The organism is Rhodococcus sp. 14C212 (assembly GCF_011058195.1).
Lineage (GTDB): Bacteria > Actinomycetota > Actinomycetes > Mycobacteriales > Mycobacteriaceae > Rhodococcus > Rhodococcus aetherivorans.
Genome location: NZ_JAALEH010000013.1, coordinates 81,536 through 102,426 on the forward strand (window position 1 = coordinate 81,536; position 20,891 = coordinate 102,426).

General features: G+C 70.3%; 18 protein-coding genes and 1 pseudogene. 9 read left to right on the forward strand and 10 right to left on the reverse strand.

Translation table 11 applies throughout. The features are described from left to right. The first annotated feature begins 130 nt into the window (after nt 1-130). Nucleotides 131-1,090, forward strand: coding sequence for a R2-like ligand-binding oxidase (locus G6038_RS09075; RefSeq protein WP_165037356.1), 960 nt, complete (start codon nt 131-133; stop codon nt 1,088-1,090). Between the two features lie 24 nt (nt 1,091-1,114). Here G6038_RS09075 and G6038_RS09080 read toward each other — a convergent pair whose 3' ends face one another. Further along, nucleotides 1,115-2,296: a hypothetical protein gene (locus tag G6038_RS09080; protein ID WP_165037357.1), complete on the reverse strand. Its 1,182-nt coding sequence runs from the start codon at nt 2,294-2,296 to the stop codon at nt 1,115-1,117. A 191-nt stretch (nt 2,297-2,487) separates the two neighbouring features. Here G6038_RS09080 and G6038_RS09085 point away from each other — a divergent pair, with 191 nt between their 5' ends. Together G6038_RS09085 and G6038_RS09090 are read left to right on the forward strand one after the other, a co-directional pair. Continuing rightward, nucleotides 2,488-3,378, forward strand: coding sequence for an IS982 family transposase (locus G6038_RS09085; protein ID WP_165037358.1), 891 nt, complete (start codon nt 2,488-2,490; stop codon nt 3,376-3,378). Between the two features lie 53 nt (nt 3,379-3,431). Then, nucleotides 3,432-5,071 (forward strand): annotated as a pseudogene (locus G6038_RS09090) (alpha/beta-hydrolase family protein). A gap of 24 nt (nt 5,072-5,095) precedes the next feature. Here G6038_RS09090 and G6038_RS09095 read toward each other — a convergent pair. Further along, entirely contained in the window at nt 5,096-5,776 is a 681-nt protein-coding gene (locus G6038_RS09095) for a hypothetical protein (protein WP_165037359.1), read from the reverse strand. A 241-nt stretch (nt 5,777-6,017) separates the two neighbouring features. Between G6038_RS09095 and G6038_RS09100 the strand changes: the two genes are divergently transcribed. Further along, on the forward strand, nt 6,018-7,244 hold the full coding sequence (locus G6038_RS09100; RefSeq protein ID WP_240918365.1) for a lipase family protein: 1,227 nt from the start codon (nt 6,018-6,020) through the stop codon (nt 7,242-7,244). Nucleotides 7,245-7,335: 91 nt separating this feature from the next. Here G6038_RS09100 and G6038_RS09105 read toward each other — a convergent pair whose 3' ends face one another. Next, complete coding sequence (locus G6038_RS09105) at nt 7,336-9,279, reverse strand: acyl-CoA dehydrogenase family protein (RefSeq protein WP_165037360.1); 1,944 nt, start codon at nt 9,277-9,279, stop codon at nt 7,336-7,338. Between the two features lie 242 nt (nt 9,280-9,521). Here G6038_RS09105 and G6038_RS09110 point away from each other — a divergent pair, with 242 nt between their 5' ends. Then, nucleotides 9,522-9,689 (forward strand): hypothetical protein, encoded by a 168-nt coding sequence (locus G6038_RS09110; RefSeq protein WP_165037361.1) that lies wholly within the window; start codon nt 9,522-9,524, stop codon nt 9,687-9,689. Between the two features lie 13 nt (nt 9,690-9,702). On the opposite strand, the gene G6038_RS09115 is transcribed toward G6038_RS09110, so the two are convergent. Then, complete coding sequence (locus tag G6038_RS09115; protein WP_206024488.1) at nt 9,703-10,560, reverse strand: alginate biosynthesis protein AlgP; 858 nt, start codon at nt 10,558-10,560, stop codon at nt 9,703-9,705. Nucleotides 10,561-10,649: 89 nt separating this feature from the next. Here G6038_RS09115 and G6038_RS09120 point away from each other — a divergent pair, with 89 nt between their 5' ends. Next, entirely contained in the window at nt 10,650-11,177 is a 528-nt protein-coding gene (locus G6038_RS09120) for a peptidylprolyl isomerase (protein ID WP_165037362.1), read from the forward strand. Between the two features lie 19 nt (nt 11,178-11,196). Continuing rightward, nucleotides 11,197-12,123 carry a rhomboid family intramembrane serine protease gene (locus G6038_RS09125; protein WP_165037363.1) on the forward strand — a complete coding sequence of 309 codons (927 nt, stop codon included), beginning with the start codon at nt 11,197-11,199 and terminating at the stop codon, nt 12,121-12,123. Here G6038_RS09125 and G6038_RS09130 read toward each other — a convergent pair. Beyond that, entirely contained in the window at nt 12,108-12,578 is a 471-nt protein-coding gene (locus tag G6038_RS09130) for a PH domain-containing protein (RefSeq protein WP_165037364.1), read from the reverse strand. The two genes, G6038_RS09125 and G6038_RS09130, sit on opposite strands and share 16 nt — an antisense overlap. 45 nt (nt 12,579-12,623) lie before the next feature. Further along, nucleotides 12,624-12,887, reverse strand: a complete 264-nt coding sequence (gene crgA / locus G6038_RS09135; RefSeq protein ID WP_165037365.1) for a cell division protein CrgA — start codon at nt 12,885-12,887, stop codon at nt 12,624-12,626. 114 nt (nt 12,888-13,001) lie between these two features. Between crgA and G6038_RS09140 the strand changes: the two genes are divergently transcribed. Both G6038_RS09140 and G6038_RS09145 read left to right on the forward strand, forming a co-directional pair. Beyond that, entirely contained in the window at nt 13,002-13,727 is a 726-nt protein-coding gene (locus G6038_RS09140; RefSeq protein ID WP_165037366.1) for a DUF881 domain-containing protein, read from the forward strand. Between the two features lie 20 nt (nt 13,728-13,747). Further along, a complete protein-coding gene (locus G6038_RS09145) occupies nt 13,748-14,410 on the forward strand; it encodes an aminodeoxychorismate/anthranilate synthase component II (protein ID WP_165037367.1) in 663 nt (220 codons plus the stop codon). Between the two features lie 36 nt (nt 14,411-14,446). Here G6038_RS09145 and pknB read toward each other — a convergent pair whose 3' ends face one another. The 4 genes from pknB to G6038_RS09165 are packed head-to-tail and all read right to left on the reverse strand — an operon-like array spanning nt 14,447 to nt 20,812. Then, nucleotides 14,447-16,360, reverse strand: coding sequence for a Stk1 family PASTA domain-containing Ser/Thr kinase (pknB, locus tag G6038_RS09150; RefSeq protein ID WP_165037368.1), 1,914 nt, complete (start codon nt 16,358-16,360; stop codon nt 14,447-14,449). After that, entirely contained in the window at nt 16,357-17,877 is a 1,521-nt protein-coding gene (locus tag G6038_RS09155; protein ID WP_206024489.1) for a serine/threonine-protein kinase, read from the reverse strand. Before G6038_RS09155 ends, pknB begins: the two co-directional genes overlap by 4 nt. A gap of 2 nt (nt 17,878-17,879) precedes the next feature. After that, on the reverse strand, nt 17,880-19,364 hold the full coding sequence (locus tag G6038_RS09160) for a penicillin-binding protein 2 (RefSeq protein ID WP_165037369.1): 1,485 nt from the start codon (nt 19,362-19,364) through the stop codon (nt 17,880-17,882). Continuing rightward, nucleotides 19,361-20,812 carry an FtsW/RodA/SpoVE family cell cycle protein gene (locus G6038_RS09165; protein WP_165037370.1) on the reverse strand — a complete coding sequence of 484 codons (1,452 nt, stop codon included), beginning with the start codon at nt 20,810-20,812 and terminating at the stop codon, nt 19,361-19,363. The genes G6038_RS09160 and G6038_RS09165 overlap by 4 nt, the downstream gene beginning before the upstream one ends. Between the last annotated feature and the right edge of the window lie 79 nt (nt 20,813-20,891).

Consider the following 20,891-nt stretch of genomic DNA (forward strand, 5'->3'; position numbering starts at 1 on the left):
CTGCTCGACAGTCCCGGCCGGGGGTTCGCCGTACCTACAGTTTGTATGGTTCTTGTCACACCCCGCCCGAATGGCGCTACCGTCGATATGGACACTCGTCCATCCGGGTCGAGGGAAGGCGGGCACGCTCATGACCACAGCACTGCCGGAACGTCAGGGCTTCGGAACCCTGCGCGCGGGAGGTCTGCACTGGGACGCCTTCCCGCTGCGGCTGTTCGCAAAGGGAAACGCGAAGTTCTGGGATCCGCTCGAGCTCGACTTCAGCCGGGACGCGGCCGACTGGAACGAGCTCAACAGCGAACAGCACCGCAGCGCCACCTATCTCGTCGCGCAATTCGTGGCCGGCGAGGAGGCCGTCACCCAGGACATCCAGCCGTTCCTACGGGCGATGGCGGCCGAGGGCCGGCTCGGCGACGAGATGTACCTGACCCAGTTCTGCTTCGAGGAGGCCAAGCACACCCAGGTCTTCCGCCTGTGGATGGATGCGGTGGGCCTGACCGCGGACCTACACCCCTACGTCGCGGACAATCCGTACTACCGGCAGCTGTTCTACGAGGAACTGCCCCATTCGCTGCGCGTCCTCGAGACCGATCCGAGTCCCGCCAACCAGGTCCGCGCCAGCGTCACCTACAACCACGTCATCGAGGGCAGCCTCGCCCTCACCGGGTACTACGCCTGGCAGAAGGTGTGCACGAAACGCGGAATCCTCCCCGGCATGCAGGAACTGGTGCGCCGGATCGGCGACGACGAACGCCGGCACATGGCATGGGGCACGTTCACGTGCCGCCGCCACGTCGCTGCCGACGACTCGAACTGGGATGTCGTGCAGCAACGCATGGGGGAGTTGCTGCCGCTGGCGCTCGGCATGATCCAGTGGGTCAACGACCAGTTCGAGGAGCAGCCCTTCGGCCTCGACCCCGACGAGTTCGTCGCCTACGCGGCCGACCGGGCGCAGCGGCGGCTCGGTGCCATCGAATCCGCGCGCGGGCGGCCACTCGAGGAGATCGACCTCGACTACAGCCCCGAGGTGCTCGAGGACAAGTTCGGCGCGGAGGACGCCGCGGCGCTGCACTCGCTGACGGAGGGCTGACCTCCGCGGTAGCAACCTGAACGGTCAGAGCAGCGCGACGGCCGCGAAGGCCAGCAGCAGGATCACTGCCACCACGGCCCCGATCGCCGAGTAGTTCCGGCTCGGGGGCGCCGTGACGGTGGTGACCGTCGCCCCCGAGGTCTTGTCGGCGCTGTTGTCCTCGGCCCGGGCGTCGCCGGGCCGGAGGTCGGTGGCGGTCGTCGCCGGGACGGGTGCGGGGCTCGCCGGTGCGCCGGCCGCCCGGTCTCGTTCCGCGGCCGCTTCGGCCCTCGCTCGTTCGGCCGCTTCGAGTTCACGGATACGTGGGATGCCACCGGTGAGTACGTCGGTGACGTCGTACGACGGTGGCAGTCCGATCCGCGCCTTGACCACGCGTGCGGGCGTGAAACCCGCCGCCAGGATGGCGGCACCGAGGGCGGCGGTCTGCTCGGGCCCGGGGCCGACGAGGGTGCGCACGCCGAGTTTCGCGGCGAGGCTGTCCGCGATGGACTGCACATGCGAGCGGTCGCGCGCGACGAACCCGTCGCCCATCACGACCACGGCGTCGAGGTTGTGCGAAAGCCAGCCGAACGCGCCGAGCGCGGTGGCCAGCTGGGCCGTGGGGGACGGGGCGCTCTTGGCGGCGAAGCGGAACGCCTTGCCGGCCGAGACGCCGGAGCGCACGAGATTGACGGTCGAGCCGCCGTCGTCGACGTGGAAGATGCCGACGAGCTGCCCGGGGGTCTCCGAGATTTCCGAGGCGTACCAGGTGGCCGCGGCCTCGGCGTCCGAGACGAGGGCGATGTGCCGCAGATCCGCGTAGTCGAGCGCGGCCCGCAGCGCGGCCACGGTGGACTGGTCCCACCGGGACGGGTAGGTGGCGGTGACAGCGGGCAGATCCCCGTCGGGCCCGCCGTCCGGCGGCAGAGGCTGGCACTCGTGCAACAGGCAGGCGATCGCCGTGGCCATCGAGTCCTCGGCCCGGTAGATACGCCCGTCACTGGCGGTGACGCCGGCGGGATCGCCGACGCGGCCGAGGAAGCCCGACAGGTAGCGGGCCTCGCCGGCGGGATGCGGGGCGCCGCCGAGGACGGTGGTGCCGTCGGAGTCGATGTGCAGGACGGTGTCACGGGCTATGACGACGGGATCGGGGCTGCCGGGGTCGTTGGAGGCGAGCACCGCGGTGGACACCACGCTCCCGATCCGGAGACCGACTCCCACAGCCATGTCAAACCTCCCGTAGACAACGATCGGCGTACATCTTGCTACCGACTCGGCTACGTCCGGGGAAGCCGCGCCGTAGGACCGCGTGCGAGATTGCCGTGCCCACTAGATGGTTGATTCCTTGAAGGGTGCCCGCTGAGGGACCTGGTGGGGCGGCCTCCGGGGAGGTAGGCGGAGGGTTTCAAGATCAATGTGTGACGAAAGACCTGGAAACCCTCCTGACCGAACTCTATGTCCTTCTCGACGACCATGTCGCGCCGCCCCGCACCGGACGCGGCCGCCGCCCGCTGCTCTCCGACGCCGAACTGCTCACCCTCGCGGTCGCGCAGGTACTGCTCGGGTTCGACTGCGAACGCCGCTGGATCCGGCACCTCCACACCGACACGACACTGCGTGCGATGTTCCCGTACCTGCCCGCCCAGCCGGGCTACCACAAGCGACTCAAAGCGGCACGTGGGTTGCTGGCTACCGTGATTCGGGTCCTCGCCCAGCTCTCGCCGTCGTGGCACGACGATGTGTGGATCACCGACGCCACCGCGGTCCCGTGCGGCATGTCCCGGGAAACGGTCAAGCGGTCGGACCTGGCCGGCTACGCCGGCTACGGCTACTGCGCGTCGCACTCCCGATTCTTCTGGGGGTTCAAGTTGTACCTGGTGTGCGCCGGGGACGGCATGCCGATCATGTGGGCGCTGGCGAACCCGAAGATCGGCGAACGCGAGGTCGTCGCGGCGATGCTCGCCCGCGAGCACCACCTGATCCGGTCCGGGCAGGTGCTGCTCGCCGACAAGGGCTTCGCCGGCAAACTGTTCGCTGCCGAGACCGCCGCGCTCGGGCTGCGGTTGCTGCGCCCGGACCGCAAGGACGAGACCTACCGCAACGGCAACCTGGGCGGGGTCCGGCAGTGGATCGAATCGGTGAACCAGACCCTCAAAGGCCAGCTCGGGCTGGAGAAACACGGCGGACGCACCGTCGAGGGTGTGTTCACCCGCATCGCTCAGCGACTGCTCGCGATGGCTGCCGGGATCTGGCACAACTGGACCATCGGCAACCCGGCCAAACGCTCCCTGATCGCCTACGATCACTGATCCGGATCAAGGAATCAACCATCTAGGATCCGCGCGTGACGTCAGCGCAGCGTATGCGCGCCTACGGGCGCCTGTTCCATCCGGTCGGTCTGGCTTCGCGCTGGTGTTCTTCGTCTGGTCGCTGACGCCGTCGCTGCTGCCGCGGGTGTGGTATCTGCAGGGCGTGGCGTCGGGGTTGAGCCTGGTGACCGGTTACGGGATCGGGTGCCTGATCGCCTGGGTGGTCCGGGGCTGCGGCATCGATCCGCGATGGTCGGAGCGGACCCGGCGGATCGGATGGCGGATTCTGGCGGGCGTCGCCCTCGTCGTGGTCCCCCTGTTCCTGATCCTGGGATCGTGGTGGCAGCAGATCGTCCATGATCTCGTCGGGGTCGAGCGTGCTTCCCGATGGCTGTATGTGCTGGTGCCGGTCATCGCGGTGCCGGTCGCGCTGGCGGTACTGGCGGTGGGTCGGGGACTGCGCTCGGGGACTCGGCACCTCATCCGGTACGGGGGCCGGTACGTCCCGACACCGGCCGCTCGGCTCGGGGCGGTGATCACCGTGGTGGTGCTCGTGGTCCTGTTCCTCAGCGGGTTCGTGAACCGGGTCGTCCTGGGGCTGGCGGAACGCTCGGCGGAGGTGGCCGATCAGGGCACCGCGCCGGGTGTGGTGCAGCCCGCACTGCCGGAACGGTCCGGATCCCCGGCCTCGAACGAGCCGTGGGACACCCTGGGCCGGGAGGGCCGCACCTTCGTCGCGGGCGGCCCGAGCGCCGAGCAGATCACCGCCGTGACCGGGGCGCCCGCGCGCACCCCGATCCGGGTGTACGCCGGCCGCGAATCCGCCGACACGGTCGAGGGCATCGCGGACCGGGTCGTCGCCGAACTCGACCGCACGAACGCGTTCGACCGGCAGGTGCTGGCGGTGGTGACCACCACCGGCCGCGGCTGGGTCAACGCCAACGTCGCCGGGGCCTTCGAGTACGTCGCCGGCGGGGACTCGGCGATCGCCGCGATGCAGTACTCGTTCCTGCCCAGCGCGTTGTCGTTCGTCGCCGACCGGGAGACGCCCCGGTTGGCGGGGCGGGCGCTGTTCGAGGCGGTGTACGCGGCGTGGTCGGCGCGGCCCGAGCAGGATCGGCCGAAGCTGGTGGTGTTCGGGGAGAGCCTGGGCTCGTACGGCGGTCAGGCGGCGTTCGCGTCGGGGCCGGACCTCGTCGCGCGGACCGACGGGGCGCTGCTGGTGGGTACCCCGAACTTCGCGCAGCCGTGGGGGGAGATCACCGCGAACCGGGATCCGGGGTCGCTCGAGCGGCTGCCGGTGGTGGACGACGGCCGCCACATCCGGTTCGCGTCCCGCCCGGACGATGCGGACCTGCCCGGGCTGTGGGAGTTCCCGCGGATCGTGTTCTGGCAGCATGCGAGCGATCCGATCACCTGGTGGTCGAGCGAGCTGCTCCTGCGGGAACCGGACTGGTTGCGGGAGCCGCTCGGCCCGGACGTGGATCCGGGCATGCGGTGGCTGCCGTTCGTCACGTTCTGGCAGGTCACGCTCGACATGGTGTTCTCCGCCGAGGTCCCGGCCGGGTTCGGGCACGCCTACGGGCCCGAGGCCGCACAGTTGTGGGCGGACATCCTCACCCCCGTCGGCTGGGACGACGCGGCCACCCAACGGGTGCAGAACGCCCTGTCCGCCCAGCGCGGCGACGCGTGACGCCGCACCGTCGCCGTGGCACCGTCAGGTTCTCGGCCGGAACACCCGCCGGGGCGGGAACGCCTGCCGGGCGTGGGTCAGCAGGAACACGCTGATCACGACCACCCATGCCGGGAAGACGAGCGTGAGCCACAGCGCCTCGGTCACCGCGAACAGCAGGACCAGGGCGAGCAGGTACGTGGGTAGTACCAGCCATCGGGGCATGAGTCCGGTGCGCAGCCAAATGGTGGCCAGCGAGATCATGAAGACCGCGGCCATGCGGATCGAATAGACGTTGCTGATCTGCAGGATCAGCGCGTGCGCGAAGGCGGCGGATTCCTGGGCGGGCACCGCCTCGGCCTGGTCCGCCAGGAGCAGCCCGCCGGCGCTGGCCATCGTGACGAGGATCAGCGCCAGGAACAACAGGCCGCTGCCGACGAAGACGGTCGAGAAGAACTGGTCCTCGAGATCGCCCAGCCGGTGCCGGAGCGCACCGATGAACCACAGGAACGCGATGCAGGCGAACTGGGCCAGCATCAGCGCGACGGTGAGCCGTGAGCGGCCGGCGTCCAGCCACTCGGTGGTGCCGAAGGGATCGGCAGGGATCGCCTGACGGATCAGGACGATGCTCGTCGCGAACAGGACGGCGAACACGATCCCGACGACGGCGGCGGTGTGCGGTGTGGTCAGTCGGTGCAGTTGCGGTTCGCTGCGCTCCGCGGTCATGACCGGATTGTCCCCGACCAGCGGCGATGTCCGGGGGCGAACGACGGACCGCGGTTCGAATCGTGGTTCGTGAACCCCGGATCGCGTACTTACGCGTCGGTAAGTTAGGTGTTACAGTGCGTACCGCTTGTGTCGTCCGACACACAAATATCTACCTGTGAAGGGGACCATGGGGATGGGGACGGGGCGCACCAGACGGTGGATCGGCGCTGCGGCGGCGACGGCGGCACTGACAGGAGCGATGTTCGCCACGCCCGCGACGGCGAGCGCGGACGCGAATTTCTACGATCCTCCGCTCGACCTGGTCGGAGCCTCCGGCGACGTACTCCGAAGCGGGCCGTCCGACCTTGCCGTTCGCGTCCCGTCGCCGCAGGGCGTGTTCCCCGCGCAGGGCACCCGGCTGCTGTACCGCAGCCTCGACGCGAACGGCGAACCCAGCGCCGTCGGCGGCACCTACCTCGAGCCGTCGCTGCCCTGGAACGGGCCGGGTCCGCGACCGCTCGTCGCCATCGCGCCGGGCACCCAGGGCCAGGGCGACCAGTGTGCCCCGTCCAAGCAGCTGAACTCGCTCGTGGCCTACACCCCGCCGCTCGACCTGTTCACCGAGTACGAACTGCTCTCGATCAACACCATGCTGCTCCAGGGCATCGCCGTCGTCGTCACCGACTACGACGGGCTCGGCACACCGGGGCACCACACGTACGTCAACCGGCTCGCCGAGGCGCACGCGGTGCTGGATGCGGTCCGGGCGGCGCAGAGCCTGCCCGCCACGTCCCTCACCCCCGAAGGTCCCGTCGGCCTGTGGGGGTACTCCCAGGGCGGCGGCGCCGTGGCTGCGGCCGCAGAACTGCAGCCGGCCTACGCGCCCGAGCTGAACGTCGTGGGAGCCTATGCCGGCGCGCCGCCCGCGGACCTCGAGGCCACGCTCAGCGAGGTCGACGGAACGGCGCTCACCGGCGTGATCGGCTACACGATCAACGGCCTCGGCGAGGCCTACCCCGAGCTCCGGGATCTCATCGACGCCGAGATCAACGACCGTGGGCGCGAGATGCTGCATTCGGTGGCGAACCAGTGCGCGCCGGAGACGATCTTCCGTTACGGCTTCCAGCGCACGAGCGACTACACCCGCACGGGTGAGCCGCTGAGCGTGGTCGTCGATCGGTTGCCGGAGGCGAAGGAGGCCATCGCCGCGCAGCGGATCGGACGTCTGCAGCCGTCGGTGCCGGTACTCGTGCAGCACGGGACGATGGACGACATCGTGCCCTACGGTCAGGGTCACCAGCTCGCGGCGGACTGGTGCGCACTCGGCGCCACCGTCCAGTTCTCCCCGAACACCACCCCGCCCGTCCTGCCGGGCCTGGCCGTCAATCACGCGCTTCCCCTGGTCGCGGGGATGCCCGAGGCGGTCGCCTACCTGAACGACCGGTTCGCGGATCGGCCCGCCCCGTCCAACTGCGGCGCCTTCTGACCCACGACGGCGTCGGATCCGCGGACAGGGCGGTCAGCCGCGAGAGCGGATTGCTGTCGCGGCTGACCGCAGCCCGCGGTCGGCGACCCGTTCACACCACCGGATGGTCGGCGCCGAGGAATCTGCGGGCGAGGTTCTGCTCCACCGACGGCCCGGGCGACCATTCGGCGATCCACGGGCCCGTGCCCTCGCTGGGATCGATCACGCCGTTCTCCAGCCAGGTGTAGCGCCCGTCGAGGACGTCGGCCGTGAGCTGCCGGTCGGCATCGTCGGTGTGCGTCCACAACGCGGCGAACAGCGAGTCCACGCGGAGCTTCGCCTGGAGGCAGAAGACGTCGGCGAGCTCGTAGGCCGCCTCCGTCTCGGGGTGGCCGTCGGTGTGGTACATCTGCGCCCGCACGCAGCTCGCCGACATGGCGAACAGTTCCGCGCCGATATCGACGAGCCGTCCCAGGAAATTCTGCCGCCTCTCCAGACCGCCCTGCCACCGGGCCATGCCGTAGAACGTGGACCGGGCGAGCTTGCGCGAGCACCGCTCCACGTAGCGCAGATGGTGTGCCATGGGACCGAATTCGCCGTACGAGGTGGGTAGCTGGCCCCTGCCCGCCACCAACTGGGGCAACCACTTGGCGTAGAAGCCGCTCGCCTTGGCGGCGGCCCGGGCCTTCGTGTCCAGAGTTGCTTTCGGATCGGCCAGTTCACCAGCCACCCGCAGGTGGGCATCCACCGCTTCGCGGGCGACGAAGAGCCGCATGATCTCGCTCGAGCCCTCGAAGATACGGTTGATCCGCAGGTCCCGCAGGAGCTGCTCGGCGGGAACCATCCGCTCACCCCGGGCCGCGAGCGACGCGGCCGTCTCGTAGCCGCGTCCCCCTCGGATCTGCATCAACTCGTCGGCGATCTCGCAGGCCACCTCGCTGGACCACAGCTTGGCCAGTGCCGCCTCGATGCGGATGTCGTTGCGGTCCTCGTCGCACATCTGGCCGGTCAGCTCCACCACGGCTTCGAGGGCGAACGTGGTGGCCGCGATGTATCCGATCTTGCCGGCGATCGCATCGTGCCGGCCCACCGGCCGACCCCACTGGACGCGGGTGCCGGACCATTCCCGGGCGATCTTGAGCGCCCACTTGCCGGCGCCGGCGCACATCGACGGGATCGCGAGCCGACCGGCGTTGAGGGTGGTCAGGGCGATCTTCAGGCCGTCGCCCTCGCGGCCGATGAGGTTCTCCTTCGGCACCCGTACCTTGTACAGCCGCGTGAGCCCGTTCTCGATCCCCTTCAGGCCCAGGAACGAGTTGCGGCGTTCGACGGTGATGCCCGGGGTGTTCGCCTCGACGACGAACGCCGAGATGCCACCGCGGTGGCCCTCGCTGCGCGGCACCCGCGCCATCACCACCAGCAGTTCGGCGACCACTCCGTTGGTGGTCCACAGCTTCAAGCCGTCGAGTTCGTACGCGTCGCCGTTCTCCACCGGCACCGCCGTCGAGGCGAGACGGGCGGGATCGGAACCCACGTCGGGCTCGGTCAGCAGGAAGGCCGAGATCGCCCCCCGCGCACACCGCGGGAGGAAGGCGCGCTTCTGCTCGGGTGTCCCGGCCAGCTTCAAGGGTTCGGGCACTCCGATGGACTGATGCGCCGACAACAGGACGCCCAGGCTCGGGTGGGCGCTGGCCACGAGCATCAGCGCGCGGTTGTAGGCCACCTGCGACAGTCCCAGGCCGCCGTACTCCTGGGAGATCTTCATGCCGAAGCAGCCGAGCTCGGCCAATCCGGCGACGTACTCGTCGGGGATTCGGGCCTCGCGCTCGATGCGGCTGCCGTCCACGCCCTCGCAGAATCGGCGGAGCTCTGCCAGGAACCGTTCGGTACGGGCCTCCTCGTCGGGGGTGGGCCGCGGGAACGGATGGATGAGGTCGAGGGTCAGACGTCCGAGAAACAACTCCTTTGCGAACGACGGCTTGTGCCAGCTGGTCTCGCGGGACTCCTCTGCGAGAGCGCGCGACTGTTCCTCGCTGGCGTGAATCTGTTGTGCCATGTCATGCCTCCCCGATAGGACTGCTACCGGCGAGTATCCACCCCTTCTGTGACGCACATCACGCGATTCGGCGGATCGGTACCCATGAGTAACCGATCGCACGGGTGTGGGGCGGATCACGGTCCGGCGGGGCTGTCGTCGGGACAGAGCCCCCGCTGGTGTCCGTACGCTGGACATGTCATCGACGACGTACCCGAGCACCTCCACCTTCCCGCCCGCGCGGACCGCCGCTGGAGGCCGACATGGAATTCCTCGCGTCCGTACCCGTAGTGCTGCTGCTGACCGTCCTGATCTACCTCGTGGCCGGCCGGATCGTCGACCTGGAAGTGCGCGTCACCGAACGACAACTGCAGAAGGAAGGGCAGGCCGCGATCGACGCGACCTGCCCCGGATCCGATTCCGTCCCGTGACGCCGGGCGGAACTCAGCCCTGCTTCTTCGGGTCCCCCGCGGGACCGGCCGACGGCTTCGGCTTCGCGGCAGTCCCCTTGTCGCCCGCGGCCTCCCCCTTCGGCTCGGCGGCCGGCTTCGGAGCCGTTTCGTCCTTGGCCGCGTGCTTTCCGGTCGGGGTCGTATCGGCCGTCCCCTTCGGGACGGCTGTCGCATCGGCCGTCCCCTTCGGGACGGCGGTCGGCTCGCCCTTCGGCGTCGCGGCTGCCGTCGGGGTCGCCTTCGGCGTCGGCGCGGGCACCGCGTGGGCAGCCGTCCCGCCCTCGGCCCGAGGTGCAGCCTTCCCCGGCGCGGCCGATGCGGGCTTCGGGGCCACGGCCTCGGGCGTCGCGGCCGGCCCGGGCTTCGGCGCGGGTGGCGCAGCTGCCGGCTTCGGTGCGGCAGCTTCCGGTTTTGGTGCGGTGGGCTCCGGCTTCGGCGCGGCAGCCTCCGGTGTCGCGACCGGCCCGGGCTCGGGGGTGACCGGCTCGATCCGTGGCGGCTCCGGCGCGACAGGCGGATGATCCCCGAGACGGGTGCGGTAGAACACCACTCCGCCGGCGGCGACGACGCCGAGCGCGCCGACCGTCACCAGGATCCTGCGGCCCCGTCCGCGGGGTGCTGCCTCGATCGTTGCCGCGGCTCGCCGGCTTCCGGCCATGTTCCGGGCGAGGTCGAGACCCTTGCGGGCGACGAACAGGCCGGTGAAGAGCGGCCCCCGCGCGAGGGCCGTAGCGCCCTGCCCTGCGAGCTTCAGGTAGCCACCGGCGCCCTCGGATTTCTTCGGGGGGCACACGAGTTCGCTGCCGGCGCCGGACCCGATCTTGGTTCTGGACTCGCTCACACTCGTCATGTACCCACTTTTGCACAGCGAACCCCCGCGGCCGGGGTTCGAGAGACGGACCGCCCCGGTGTCGCGGACCCGGATGGCACGATGGAGGGGTGACTTCACCTCAAAAGACCGCAACCGCGACTCTGCACACCAACCGCGGCGACATCGTGATCTCGCTCTTCGGCAACCACGCTCCGAAGACTGTCGAGAACTTCGTCGGCCTCGCGAACGGCACCAAGGAATACAAGACCCAGAACGCCAAGGGCGAGACCAGTGGCCCGTTCTACGACGGTGCGGTTTTCCACCGCGTCATCGACGGCTTCATGATCCAGGGCGGCGACCCGACCGGCACCGGTCGCGGCGGCCCGGGCTACCAGTTCGCCGACGAGTTCCACCCGGAGCTGCAGTTCGACCGCAGCTACCTGCTGGCCATGGCCAATGCCGGCCCGGGCACCAACGGTTCGCAGTTCTTCGTCACCGTCGGGCCGACCCCGCACCTGAACCGACGCCACACCATCTTCGGTGAGGTCGCCGACGAGGCGTCGAAGAAGGTCGTCGACGCGATCGCCACGACGGCGACGGACCGCGCGGACCGCCCGGTCGAGCCCGTCGTCATCGAGAGCATCACCATCTCCTGAATCTCCGGAAGAGACCGATATGACGAACCCCGGCTGGGGCCACGCGGCCGGCGGGGGCGGCCAGCCGCCCCAGCCGCGGTGCGTCCGGCATCCCGATCGCGCGACCCTGCTCTCGTGCAGCCGGTGCGGGCGACCGGCCTGCCCCGACTGCCTGCGGCCCGCGGCGGTGGGTCAGCAGTGCGTCGACTGCGTCGCGGCCGCCCAGCGCGAGGTCCCGCAGGCCCGCACCGTCGCGGGGGCGCCCATGCGGGCGCAGGCGAACACCCCCCTCGTGACGTACATCCTGATCGCGCTGAACACCGCGATCTTCGCGATCACCGCCGTCCAGTCCGGCAGCGTGATGAACAACGAGCGCTCGTCGAATCTGTTCTTCGAGTGGGCACTGTGGCCGCCGATGATCGCGGTGCGTGACGAGTACATCCGCGTGCTCGGCAGCGGATTCCTGCACTTCGGCGTGCTGCATCTCGCGGTCAACATGTTCGCGCTGTACGTGATCGGGCGTGACACCGAACTCGTCCTCGGGCGGCTTCGATATTTGGCCGTATACCTGGTGTCCATCCTCGGCGGTTCCGCCGCGGTGATGCTGCTCGAGACCGACGCCGTGACCGCCGGCGCGTCCGGCGCCGTGTTCGGCCTGCTGGGCGCGCAGGCGGTGATCCTGATGCGGCTGCGGCGCAGCCCCGCTCCGGTGCTGATGATCGTCGTCCTCAATGTCGTCATCAGCATCACCATCCCGGGCATCTCCCTGTGGGGACACCTCGGCGGCCTGGCCGCGGGTGCGGCGGCGACGGCGGCGCTGCTGTTCGCGCCGCGGGCGCTGGGCGCGGGCGACGACCGTGCCCGCTTCGTCCGGACGGGCTGGCTCGCGCTGGCAGCCGTCACGGTGGTCACCGTGCTGCTCCTCGTGCTGGCCGTCCTGCGCCTGCGGGCTCAGCTCGGCGTCTGATCCGGCGCCAGCCCCCGCACCGCGAGCGTGTCGTACACCGTGCGGGGGTCGGTGCCCAGGTCCCAGCGCCCGAAGATCAGCAGTTGCTCGTCGCCGCGGGGATCGCGCACGTCGATCTCCAGCATCGGCACGCGCCGGCCGAGCCGCGGATACGCGACGATCCGCACCCGCACCAGGGACGCGCGAGGAAGCTCGCGTCGTCCCCCCAGCCGGGTGACGGCCAGCCCTGCGCCGTCCGGTAGTACCTCGAGTCGCGGACGCTGACGGGCCGCGAGGGCCGCGACCACGAACGCCACCACGGCCGCGAGCCCGACGAGCGTGCGACCGGCGGGATCGGGCGTCGTCGCCGCAGCGACGGCGAGCACGATGCCGCCCGCCGTGAGCGCGGCGATCGCGAGCAGGGGTGTGGACCAGCGGAGCGGTTCATTCGCCACGGGGAGCTTTCCCCAGTTCATCCCCAGGTTTGTCCACAGGTGGGGATGAACTACACCCCTGTAACCTCACCGCCATCTCATGGTCATGATCAGGCCGACGATCATGAACCCGAAGCCGATGAGGAAGTTGTACGCACCGAGGTCGTTCATCCACGAGATCTGCTCGGCCGCGAGGTAGTACACCACCAGCCAGGCCAGACCGATGAGCATGAAGCCCAGCATCAGCGCGACGTACCAGGTGCTCGACGGGCCCGCCTTCACCTTCACGGGGGTTCGGCTCACCGGGTTGATCGTGTAGTCGGTCTTCTTCCGGACCTTCGACTTGGGCATGACGTCCTCGTTCGTGCGGTACCGCGCGGGGCGGAGAGGTAGGTTGGGCAGCTACCTGATGTGTACTGCCGGTGTGAGTACACGCTAACGCAGAATCCGGAACGGAGGGTCCACGTGTCGGACGGCCGGGCCCGTGCGCTCGGGTGGACTGCCGCCGCGCTGGCCGTGTGCCTGCTCGCCGGGTTGCTGCTCGGCACCACACGCGGGGTCTCCGACGGGGAGGAACTGCGCGTGAGCGACTCCGCGCGGTTGTCCGATCTCGTGCGGGCGGCGCAGGACAAGGCGGACGAGCTCGCCGCCACCCGCGACGACCTCGCGGGACGCGTCGCCGAGCTGCAGGCGCAGGCCGCGGCCACCGACGACGACGTCGCCGCGGTGCTCGCCGACACCGCCGCCCTCGAGGATCCGGCCGGCCTGACCGCACGCCGTGGCCCCGGGGTCACCGTGAGCCTCACCGATGCCCCGCGCGGCGCCGACGGCCGGTATCCGGCGGACGCGTCACCCGACGACCTCGTGGTGCACCAGCAGGACGTGCAGAGCGTGCTCAACGCGATGTGGGCCGGCGGGGCGGAGGCGATCGCCATGCAGGATCAACGGATCGTCGCGACGTCGGCCCCGCGCTGCATCGGCAACACACTGCTGCTGCACGGCCGCACGTACTCCCCGCCGTACGTGGTCACCGCGCTGGGCGACCCCGCACGGCTCGAGGCGGCGCTGGCCGCCGAGCCGGGCATCCGCGTGTACAAGCAGTACGCGGCCCGCTACGGGCTGGGGTACACGCAGCAGGCGTCGGATTCGCTGTCGGTACCCGCCTACACGGGCGGAACGACGCTGCGCTGACGGGTCGGTACCCTTTCCGCATGCGCATCCTCGTCGTCGACAACTACGACAGCTTCGTCTTCAATCTCGTGCAGTACCTGGGGCAGCTCGGTACCCGGGCCGAGGTGTGGCGCAACGACGACGAGCGGCTCACCGGCCCCGGCGCCGCGGACCGGATCGCGGCCGAGTTCGACGGGATCCTCCTCAGCCCCGGTCCGGGCACCCCGCAGCGGGCCGGCGCCAGCATGGACCTCGTGCGTGCCTGCGCCGACGCGAGCACACCGCTGCTCGGCGTCTGCCTGGGCCATCAGGCGATCGGTGCCGCCTTCGGGGCGACCGTCGACCGTGCCCCGGAGCTGCTGCACGGCAAGACCAGCTCGGTGTGGCACGACGGCACCGGTGTGCTGGCCGGCCTGCCGGATCCGTTCACCGCGACGCGCTACCACTCGCTCACGGTGCTGCCGAAGACGATGCCCGACGAGCTCGTGCCGACCGGATACACCGAGAGCGGCATCGTCATGGCCCTGCGGCATCGCGAGCTGCCGATCCACGGCGTCCAGTTCCACCCCGAGTCGGTGCTCACCCAGGGTGGTCACCGGATGCTGGCGAACTGGCTGGCCGTGTGCGGTGAGGCACCGGACGAGCAGCTGGTGGCCCGGCTGGAGGCGGAGATGGAGAAGGCGCTCACGGGCGGCGCCGCCTGAGCCGTCCGGCTTCGGGGACCGGGATCCGAGCGCAGCTCAGCGGATACCCAGCACGCCCACGCCCACGGTGATGGTTTCCGAGTTGGAGATCTCCGACCCCGGGGGCTGCTGCTGGGCGATGACCTTGCCCACGAGCTCCGGGTCGAGAGTGGCCTCACGGTTCTGCACGAGCTGCGCCGGCGAACCCGTCCAGCCGGCCGCCCGCAACGCCGCCAGCGCCTCGGACACCGTCCTGTTCGTCAACGCCGGCATCTCGATGCGATCCCCGTTGGACACCTGGATGGTGACCGTGTCGCCCTTCGTCGCGCTGGTCCCGCCCGCCGGGCTGCTGGACACGACCGTCCCGGCCGGCTGGCTGGAGTCGATCTCGTCGACCACGACGGTGAAGCCCGCGGCCTCGATGTTGTCGCGAGCCACCTCGGTGGCCTGACCCACGACGTTGGGCACGCGGATCTGTTCGGGGCCGCTGCCGAGCGTCACGCTCACCGCGCTGTCGCGGTCGGCGTCCGCTCCCGCGGCGGGACTCTGGTCGACGACCGTGTCGCGTTCGGCCGCCGACGACGGTGCCCGGGCCACATTCGGATCGAGCCGCAGCCCGACTTCGGCCAGTGTCTGCAGCGCTTCCTGCTGGTTCATGCCCGCGAGCTGCGGGATCTGCACCTGTTCGGGCCCGCTCGAGACCTCGAGGGTGACGGTGCTGCCCTCCTCGGCCTGGACCCCGGCGACCGGCCGGGTGTTGACGACGTTGCCGCTGGCGACCACCGCGTCGGGCTTCATCTGCACCGACACCTCGAAACCGGCATCCTGCAGCCTGCTCTCCGCGATCTCCGCGGCGAGGTTGCGCACGTCGGGGACGGGGATCTGCGCGGCGTTCGAGCCGGGGCCCGAGGTCCACAGGAACACGCCGACGATGCCGACGATCACGACCGCGGCCAGGCCCAGCAGGGTGTTGCGCAGTGCCCGGGAACGCTGTGGCGCGGCCGCGGTCCCACCCGCCACGACTCCGGCGGCCCCGCGGTCCGCGCCGTTGCGCGGTGCCCCGGCGCCGTCGACGGCTCCGAGGATGGTGGTGCGGTCCTCGTCGGTCATCACCATCGGTGCGCTGGGCTTCTGGCCGCTGAGCACGCGGATCAGGTCGCTGCGCATCTCGGCGGCACTCTGGTAGCGGTTGGCGGGGTTCTTCGCCATCGCCTTGAGGATCACCGAGTTCAGTTCCGGCGGGACGGCGGAGTTCACCGACGACGGCAGCGGCGGATCCTCACGGACATGCTGGTACGCGACGGCCACCGGGGAGTCGCCCTGGAACGGCGGCTTGCCGGTGAGGATCTCGAACAGCACACAGCCCACCGAGTACACGTCGGAGCGGGCGTCGACCTGCTCGCCGCGGGCCTGCTCCGGCGACAGGTACTGGGCGGTGCCGATCACCGCGGCCGTCTGCGTCATCGGGCTCGCGGCGTCGGAGATGGCCCGGGCGATACCGAAGTCCATCACCTTGACCGCGCCGGAACGGGTGATCATGACGTTCGCGGGCTTGACGTCGCGGTGGACGATCATGTTGCGGTGGCTGAAGTCCAGGGCGGCGCACACGTCGGCCACGACCTCCATGGCCCGCTTCGGGATCATCGGGCCCTGGGAGCGCACGATGTCGCGCAGCGTATCGCCCTCGACGTACTCCATGACGATGTACGGCAGCGGCCCGGCCTCGGTCTCCGCCTCACCCGTGTCGTACACGGCGACGATCGCCGGGTGGTTCAGCGCGGCCGCGTTCTGGGCTTCGCGGCGGAACCGGAGATAGAACGTGGGGTCGCGGGCGAGGTCGGCGCGCAGCACCTTGATCGCCACGTCGCGATCGAGCCGCAGATCCCGGGCCAGGTGCACCTCCGACATGCCACCGAAGCCGAGGATCTCACCCAACTCGTAGCGGGAGGAGAGCTTGCGGGGTGTGGTCATGACTGTCCTCGGGTGACTGGCTCGATCGGGGTGAACGGGTTGTCTATGGCTCCGGGTTCGAGACCGCCGTCGCCGTCCTCCGGCAACGAGACCGTGGTGGTGGTCGTCTCGGCCGTCGTCGTGGTGGCGGCAGTGGTCGTCGTGGCCGTCGTCGTGGTCGGCGCCGGGGTGGTCGTCGGCGCTTCCGTCGTCGTCGGCGGCGGGGTGGTCGTCGTCGGCTCGGGAGTCGTCGTGGGTACCTGCGTCGTGGTGGGAGGAACCGTGGTGGTCGGTTCCTCCGTCGTGGTGGTGGTCCGCGGCGGTCGCGTGGTCGTCGTGGCGCGGGTGGTGGTCGTCGGGGCCTGCGTGGTCGTCGTGGACCGCGCGGGGCCCGCGTCACCCGAATTGTCGCCGCCGAGCAGCACCAGTGCCAACGCGACGAGCGCCAGGGCCACCGCCGCCCCGGCCGCCCAGGCGAGGGCCTTCGGGCTGGGGGAGCGCTTGTCGCCGGACGGAGTGGGTCCGGTGGGCGGCCGATCGCCGCCGTTCGCGTACGTCGGGGCGTAGTACGGCCGCGACGGCGGAGGCGGGGTCGGACCGAACGCGCGGGTCGCGGCCGTGGGCGCGGTGGTGCCCGCCACCCCCGGCGGCAGGATGCGCGTCGCACCGGTGACCGGCGGCACGTTGCCCGGCGGCGGCACCGGCCGCCCGGCGCGCACCGCGGAGACGGCGTCGGCGAACTCGCCGCCGCTGGTGTACCGGTACGCCGGGTCCTTCGCCATCGCGACCTCGACGAGCTCACGCACCTCCGCCGGCAGGTCGGTGGGCAGCGGCGCGGGCGTCTCCTGCACGTGTTTCATCGCGACGGTGACGACGCTGTCGCCGAGGAACGGTCGCCGGCCGGCGAGGGCCTCGTACCCGACGACGCCGAGCGAATACACGTCGCTCGCCGACGTCGCCTCCTGGCCGAGAGCCTGCTCGGGCGCGATGTACTGAGCGGTGCCCATGACCATGCCGGTGCGCGTCACCGGCGACGCATCGACGGCCTTGGCGATGCCGAAGTCGGTGATCTTCACCTGGCCGGTGGGGGTGATGAGGATGTTCCCGGGCTTGACGTCGCGGTGCACGACTCCGGCGTCGTGGGCAGCCTGCAGCGCCCGCCCGGTCTGCTCGAGCATGTCCAGGGTGTGCGGCAGCGACAGGCGGCCGACCCGGGCGAGGACGGCGTTGAGGGGCTCGCCGTGCACGAGTTCCATCACCAGGTATGCGATGGACTGGCCTTCGGCGTCGGTGGTCTCGCCGTAGTCGAACACCCCGGCGATGCCGGAGTGATTGAGCTGCGCGGTGGTGCGCGCCTCGAACCGGAAGCGGGTCAGGAAGTCCGCGTCGCCGGAGAGCTCGGCCTTGAGGACCTTCACCGCCACCCGGCGGTCGAGACGGGTGTCGAGCCCGTCCCACACCTGTCCCATGCCGCCGGTCGCGATGAGCCGTTGCAGCCGGTAACGGTCGGCGATCATGGCGCCGCTGTGCAAAGCCATAATCAGCCTCTCTGCATTCCCGCCGCGATCACGGCACGTCCGATCGGCGCGGCAACCGAGCCTCCCGTGGCGGCGAGTGCGCGGTCGCCGCCGTCCTCCACGATGACCGCCACGGCAACAGTCGGCTGCTGGGCGGGCGCAAAGGCGATATACCACGTGTGCGGGGGAGTGTTACGGGGGTCGTCGCCGTGCTCGGCGGTACCGGTCTTCGACGCGATCTGGACCCCCGGGATCTTCCCCTCGCCGCCGGAGAAGTTCTCGGATCCGATCATCAGGTCGGTCAGGGTGGCCGCGACCTGCGGCGACATCGCCTGCCCCGCCGAGACCGGGTTGGTCTCCGCCAGCACCGACAGGTCCGGCGACTGCAACTGCGACACCAGGTGCGGCTGCATCCGGACGCCGCCGTTGGCGATTGTGGCGGCGATCACGGCGTTCTGCAGCGGGGTGAGCGCGACGTCACGCTGACCGATGCTGGACTGGCCGAGCGCGGCACCGTCGGGGATCGGCCCGATCGTGCTCGCCGCGACGGGGACGGGGATGTCCACGGACTCGCCGACGCCCAGCGCCTCGGCCTGCTCGGCGAGGGCGTCCTTGCCGGTCTTCAGGCCCATCTCGACGAAGGCGGTGTTGCAGGAGCGGGCGAAGGCTTCGCGCAGGGAAGCGGTGGGGCCGCCGCCGCACGTCGCGCCCCCGTAGTTCTCCAGCGTGGTCGCGGTGTCGGGGAGGGTGATGTTCGGCGCGGCGGTGAACTGGTCGTCGGGGGTGGTGCCCGCGGCGAGGGCCGCGGCGGTCACCACGACCTTGAACGTCGAGCCGGGCGGGTAGGTCTGCGAGATGGCGCGGTTGAGCATGGGCTTGTCGGGGTCGGCGTTGAGTTCTTCCCACGCCTGCGAGGTGGCGGCGCCGTCGTGACCCGAGAGGCGGTTGGGGTCGTAACTCGGGGTGCTCACCATCGCCAGGATGCGGCCGGTGCTCGGCTCGATGGCCACGACCGAGCCGGTGTAGCCCTTGGCGGTGAGCTCGTCGTAGGCCACCTGCTGCATGACCGGGTCGATGGTGGTGACCACGTTCCCGCCGCGCGGATCCCGCCCGGAGACCAGATCGAAGAAGCGCCGGCCGAACAGCCGGTTGTCGGAGCCGTTGAGGACCTCGTCCTCGGTGCGCTCGAGCCCGGTGCTGCCGTACTGCATCGAGTAGAACCCGGTCACGGGTGCGTAGGCGAGCGGGCTCATCGGCTGCTCGGGCGCCGCCGGGTATGTGCGCAGGTACTTGTAGCGGCTGTCGGTGGGGACCGACACCGCCAGCACCTGTCCGCTGGCGGAGATCTGGCCGCGCTGGCGTGAGTACTCGTCGATGAGCACCCGGGAGTTGCGCGGGTCGGTACGCAGGTCGTCGGCCTTGATGACCTGCACGTAGGTGGCGTTTGCGAGCAGCGCGACGACCATGAACATCACCGCCATCGCGACCTTGCGGAGCGGTGCGTTCATCCGCGCCCCAGCATTTCCGTCGGCGCGTCCGCGATCGGTGGCGGTGCCTTCTTGCGTGGCGCGGCGGGTTCGCGGGCCGCGTTGGAGATCTTCACCAGCAGTGCCAGCAGGAGGTAGTTCGCCAGCAGCGACGAGCCGCCGTAGGACATGAACGGCGTGGTGAGCCCGGTGAGGGGGATCAGCTTGGTGACGCCGCCGACGACGACGAACAGCTGGATCGCGATGGTGAACGACAGTCCCGCGGCCAGCAGCTTGCCGAAGCTGTCGCGGACGGCGATCGCGGTGCGCAATCCCCGCATGATCAGAATCAGGAACAGGACGAGGATGGCGCTGAGGCCGATGAGCCCGAGTTCCTCACCGATCGTGGCGACGATGAAGTCGGTCTTGGCGAACGGCACCTGCGCGGGCCGTCCGCTGCCGAGCCCGGTGCCGGCGACGCCGCCGGTGGCGAGACCGAACAACGACTGCGAGATCTGATAGCCGGTGTTGTTGTAGTCGGCCAGCGGGTCGAGCCAGGTCTCCACCCGCACCCGCACGTGCCCGAACATCTGGTACGCGAAGTAGAAGCCGACGACGAGCAGGACCCCGCCGATGAGCAGCCAGCCCACCCGCTCGGTCGCGATGTACAGCATCACGAGCACCGTGCCGAACAGCAGCAGCGACGTGCCGAGGTCCTTCTCGAACACCATGACGCCGATCGAGAGGATCCACGCGGCCAGGATCGGGCCCAGGTCGCGGGCGCGGGGAAAGTCCATGCCGAGCACGTGTTTGCCGGCGGTGGTGAACAGGTCGCGCTTGGCCACCAGCACGGAGGCGAAGAAGATGATGAGCAGGATCTTGGCGAACTCGCCGGGCTGGATGCTGAATCCGGGTAGCCGGATCCAGATCTTGGCGCCGTTGACCTCGGAGAAGCGGGACGGCAGCAGGGCCGGGACGGCGAGGGCGACGAGACCGATCAGGCCCAGCGTGTAGCTGAACCGGGCGAGGAGCCGGTAGTCGTGCAGCAGCGCGAGCACCGCGACGAAGCCGGCGATGGCGAGCGCCGTCCACAGCACCTGCTGGTTGGCGTCGGGCGAGGGGATCGGCTGACCGAGGTAGAGCGCGTTCTCCTCGTCGGCGAGGTCGAGCCGGTGGATCAGGACCAGGCCGAGGCCGTTGAGCAGCGCGACGATCGGCAGCAGCAGCGGGTCGGCGTACGGCGCGAACCGGCGCACCGCGAGGTGTGCGGCGAGGAACAGCACCGCGTACGTCAGCCCGTACTTGGCCAGATCCAGGGTTACGGTCTGCTCCTGGCTCGCCTCGACCAGCATCAGCGACACCGTGGTGATCACGATGGCGGCGACGATGAGCAGCAGCTCCGTACCCCGCCGCGTGGACACGGCGGGAGCCGGGGCGAAACCTCCGGGAGGACTGGGGAAGGACGCTCCGGGTGCGTGGGACACCGACATCAGGCGCCCACCCGGCAATTCTGGCCCGGCACCTGCGGAACCGCCGGCGTCGGCTCGGGCGTGGGGGTCGGTGCGGGGG

Coding starts and splice junctions, on each gene's coding strand:
- G6038_RS09155 (WP_206024489.1), bottom strand. CDS start 17,877: ATGGCTTTGCACAGCGGCGCCATGATCGCCGACCGTTACCGGCTGCAA.
- G6038_RS09125 (WP_165037363.1), top strand. CDS start 11,197: ATGACGAACCCCGGCTGGGGCCACGCGGCCGGCGGGGGCGGCCAGCCG.
- G6038_RS09165 (WP_165037370.1), bottom strand. CDS start 20,812: ATGTCGGTGTCCCACGCACCCGGAGCGTCCTTCCCCAGTCCTCCCGGA.
- G6038_RS09075 (WP_165037356.1), top strand. CDS start 131: ATGACCACAGCACTGCCGGAACGTCAGGGCTTCGGAACCCTGCGCGCG.
- crgA (WP_165037365.1), bottom strand. CDS start 12,887: ATGCCCAAGTCGAAGGTCCGGAAGAAGACCGACTACACGATCAACCCG.
- G6038_RS09145 (WP_165037367.1), top strand. CDS start 13,748: ATGCGCATCCTCGTCGTCGACAACTACGACAGCTTCGTCTTCAATCTC.
- G6038_RS09115 (WP_206024488.1), bottom strand. CDS start 10,560: ATGACGAGTGTGAGCGAGTCCAGAACCAAGATCGGGTCCGGCGCCGGC.
- G6038_RS09130 (WP_165037364.1), bottom strand. CDS start 12,578: ATGAACTGGGGAAAGCTCCCCGTGGCGAATGAACCGCTCCGCTGGTCC.
- G6038_RS09105 (WP_165037360.1), bottom strand. CDS start 9,279: ATGGCACAACAGATTCACGCCAGCGAGGAACAGTCGCGCGCTCTCGCA.
- G6038_RS09080 (WP_165037357.1), bottom strand. CDS start 2,296: ATGGCTGTGGGAGTCGGTCTCCGGATCGGGAGCGTGGTGTCCACCGCG.
- pknB (WP_165037368.1), bottom strand. CDS start 16,360: ATGACCACACCCCGCAAGCTCTCCTCCCGCTACGAGTTGGGTGAGATC.
- G6038_RS09100 (WP_240918365.1), top strand. CDS start 6,018: ATGTTCGCCACGCCCGCGACGGCGAGCGCGGACGCGAATTTCTACGAT.
- G6038_RS09160 (WP_165037369.1), bottom strand. CDS start 19,364: ATGAACGCACCGCTCCGCAAGGTCGCGATGGCGGTGATGTTCATGGTC.
- G6038_RS09095 (WP_165037359.1), bottom strand. CDS start 5,776: ATGACCGCGGAGCGCAGCGAACCGCAACTGCACCGACTGACCACACCG.
- G6038_RS09110 (WP_165037361.1), top strand. CDS start 9,522: ATGGAATTCCTCGCGTCCGTACCCGTAGTGCTGCTGCTGACCGTCCTG.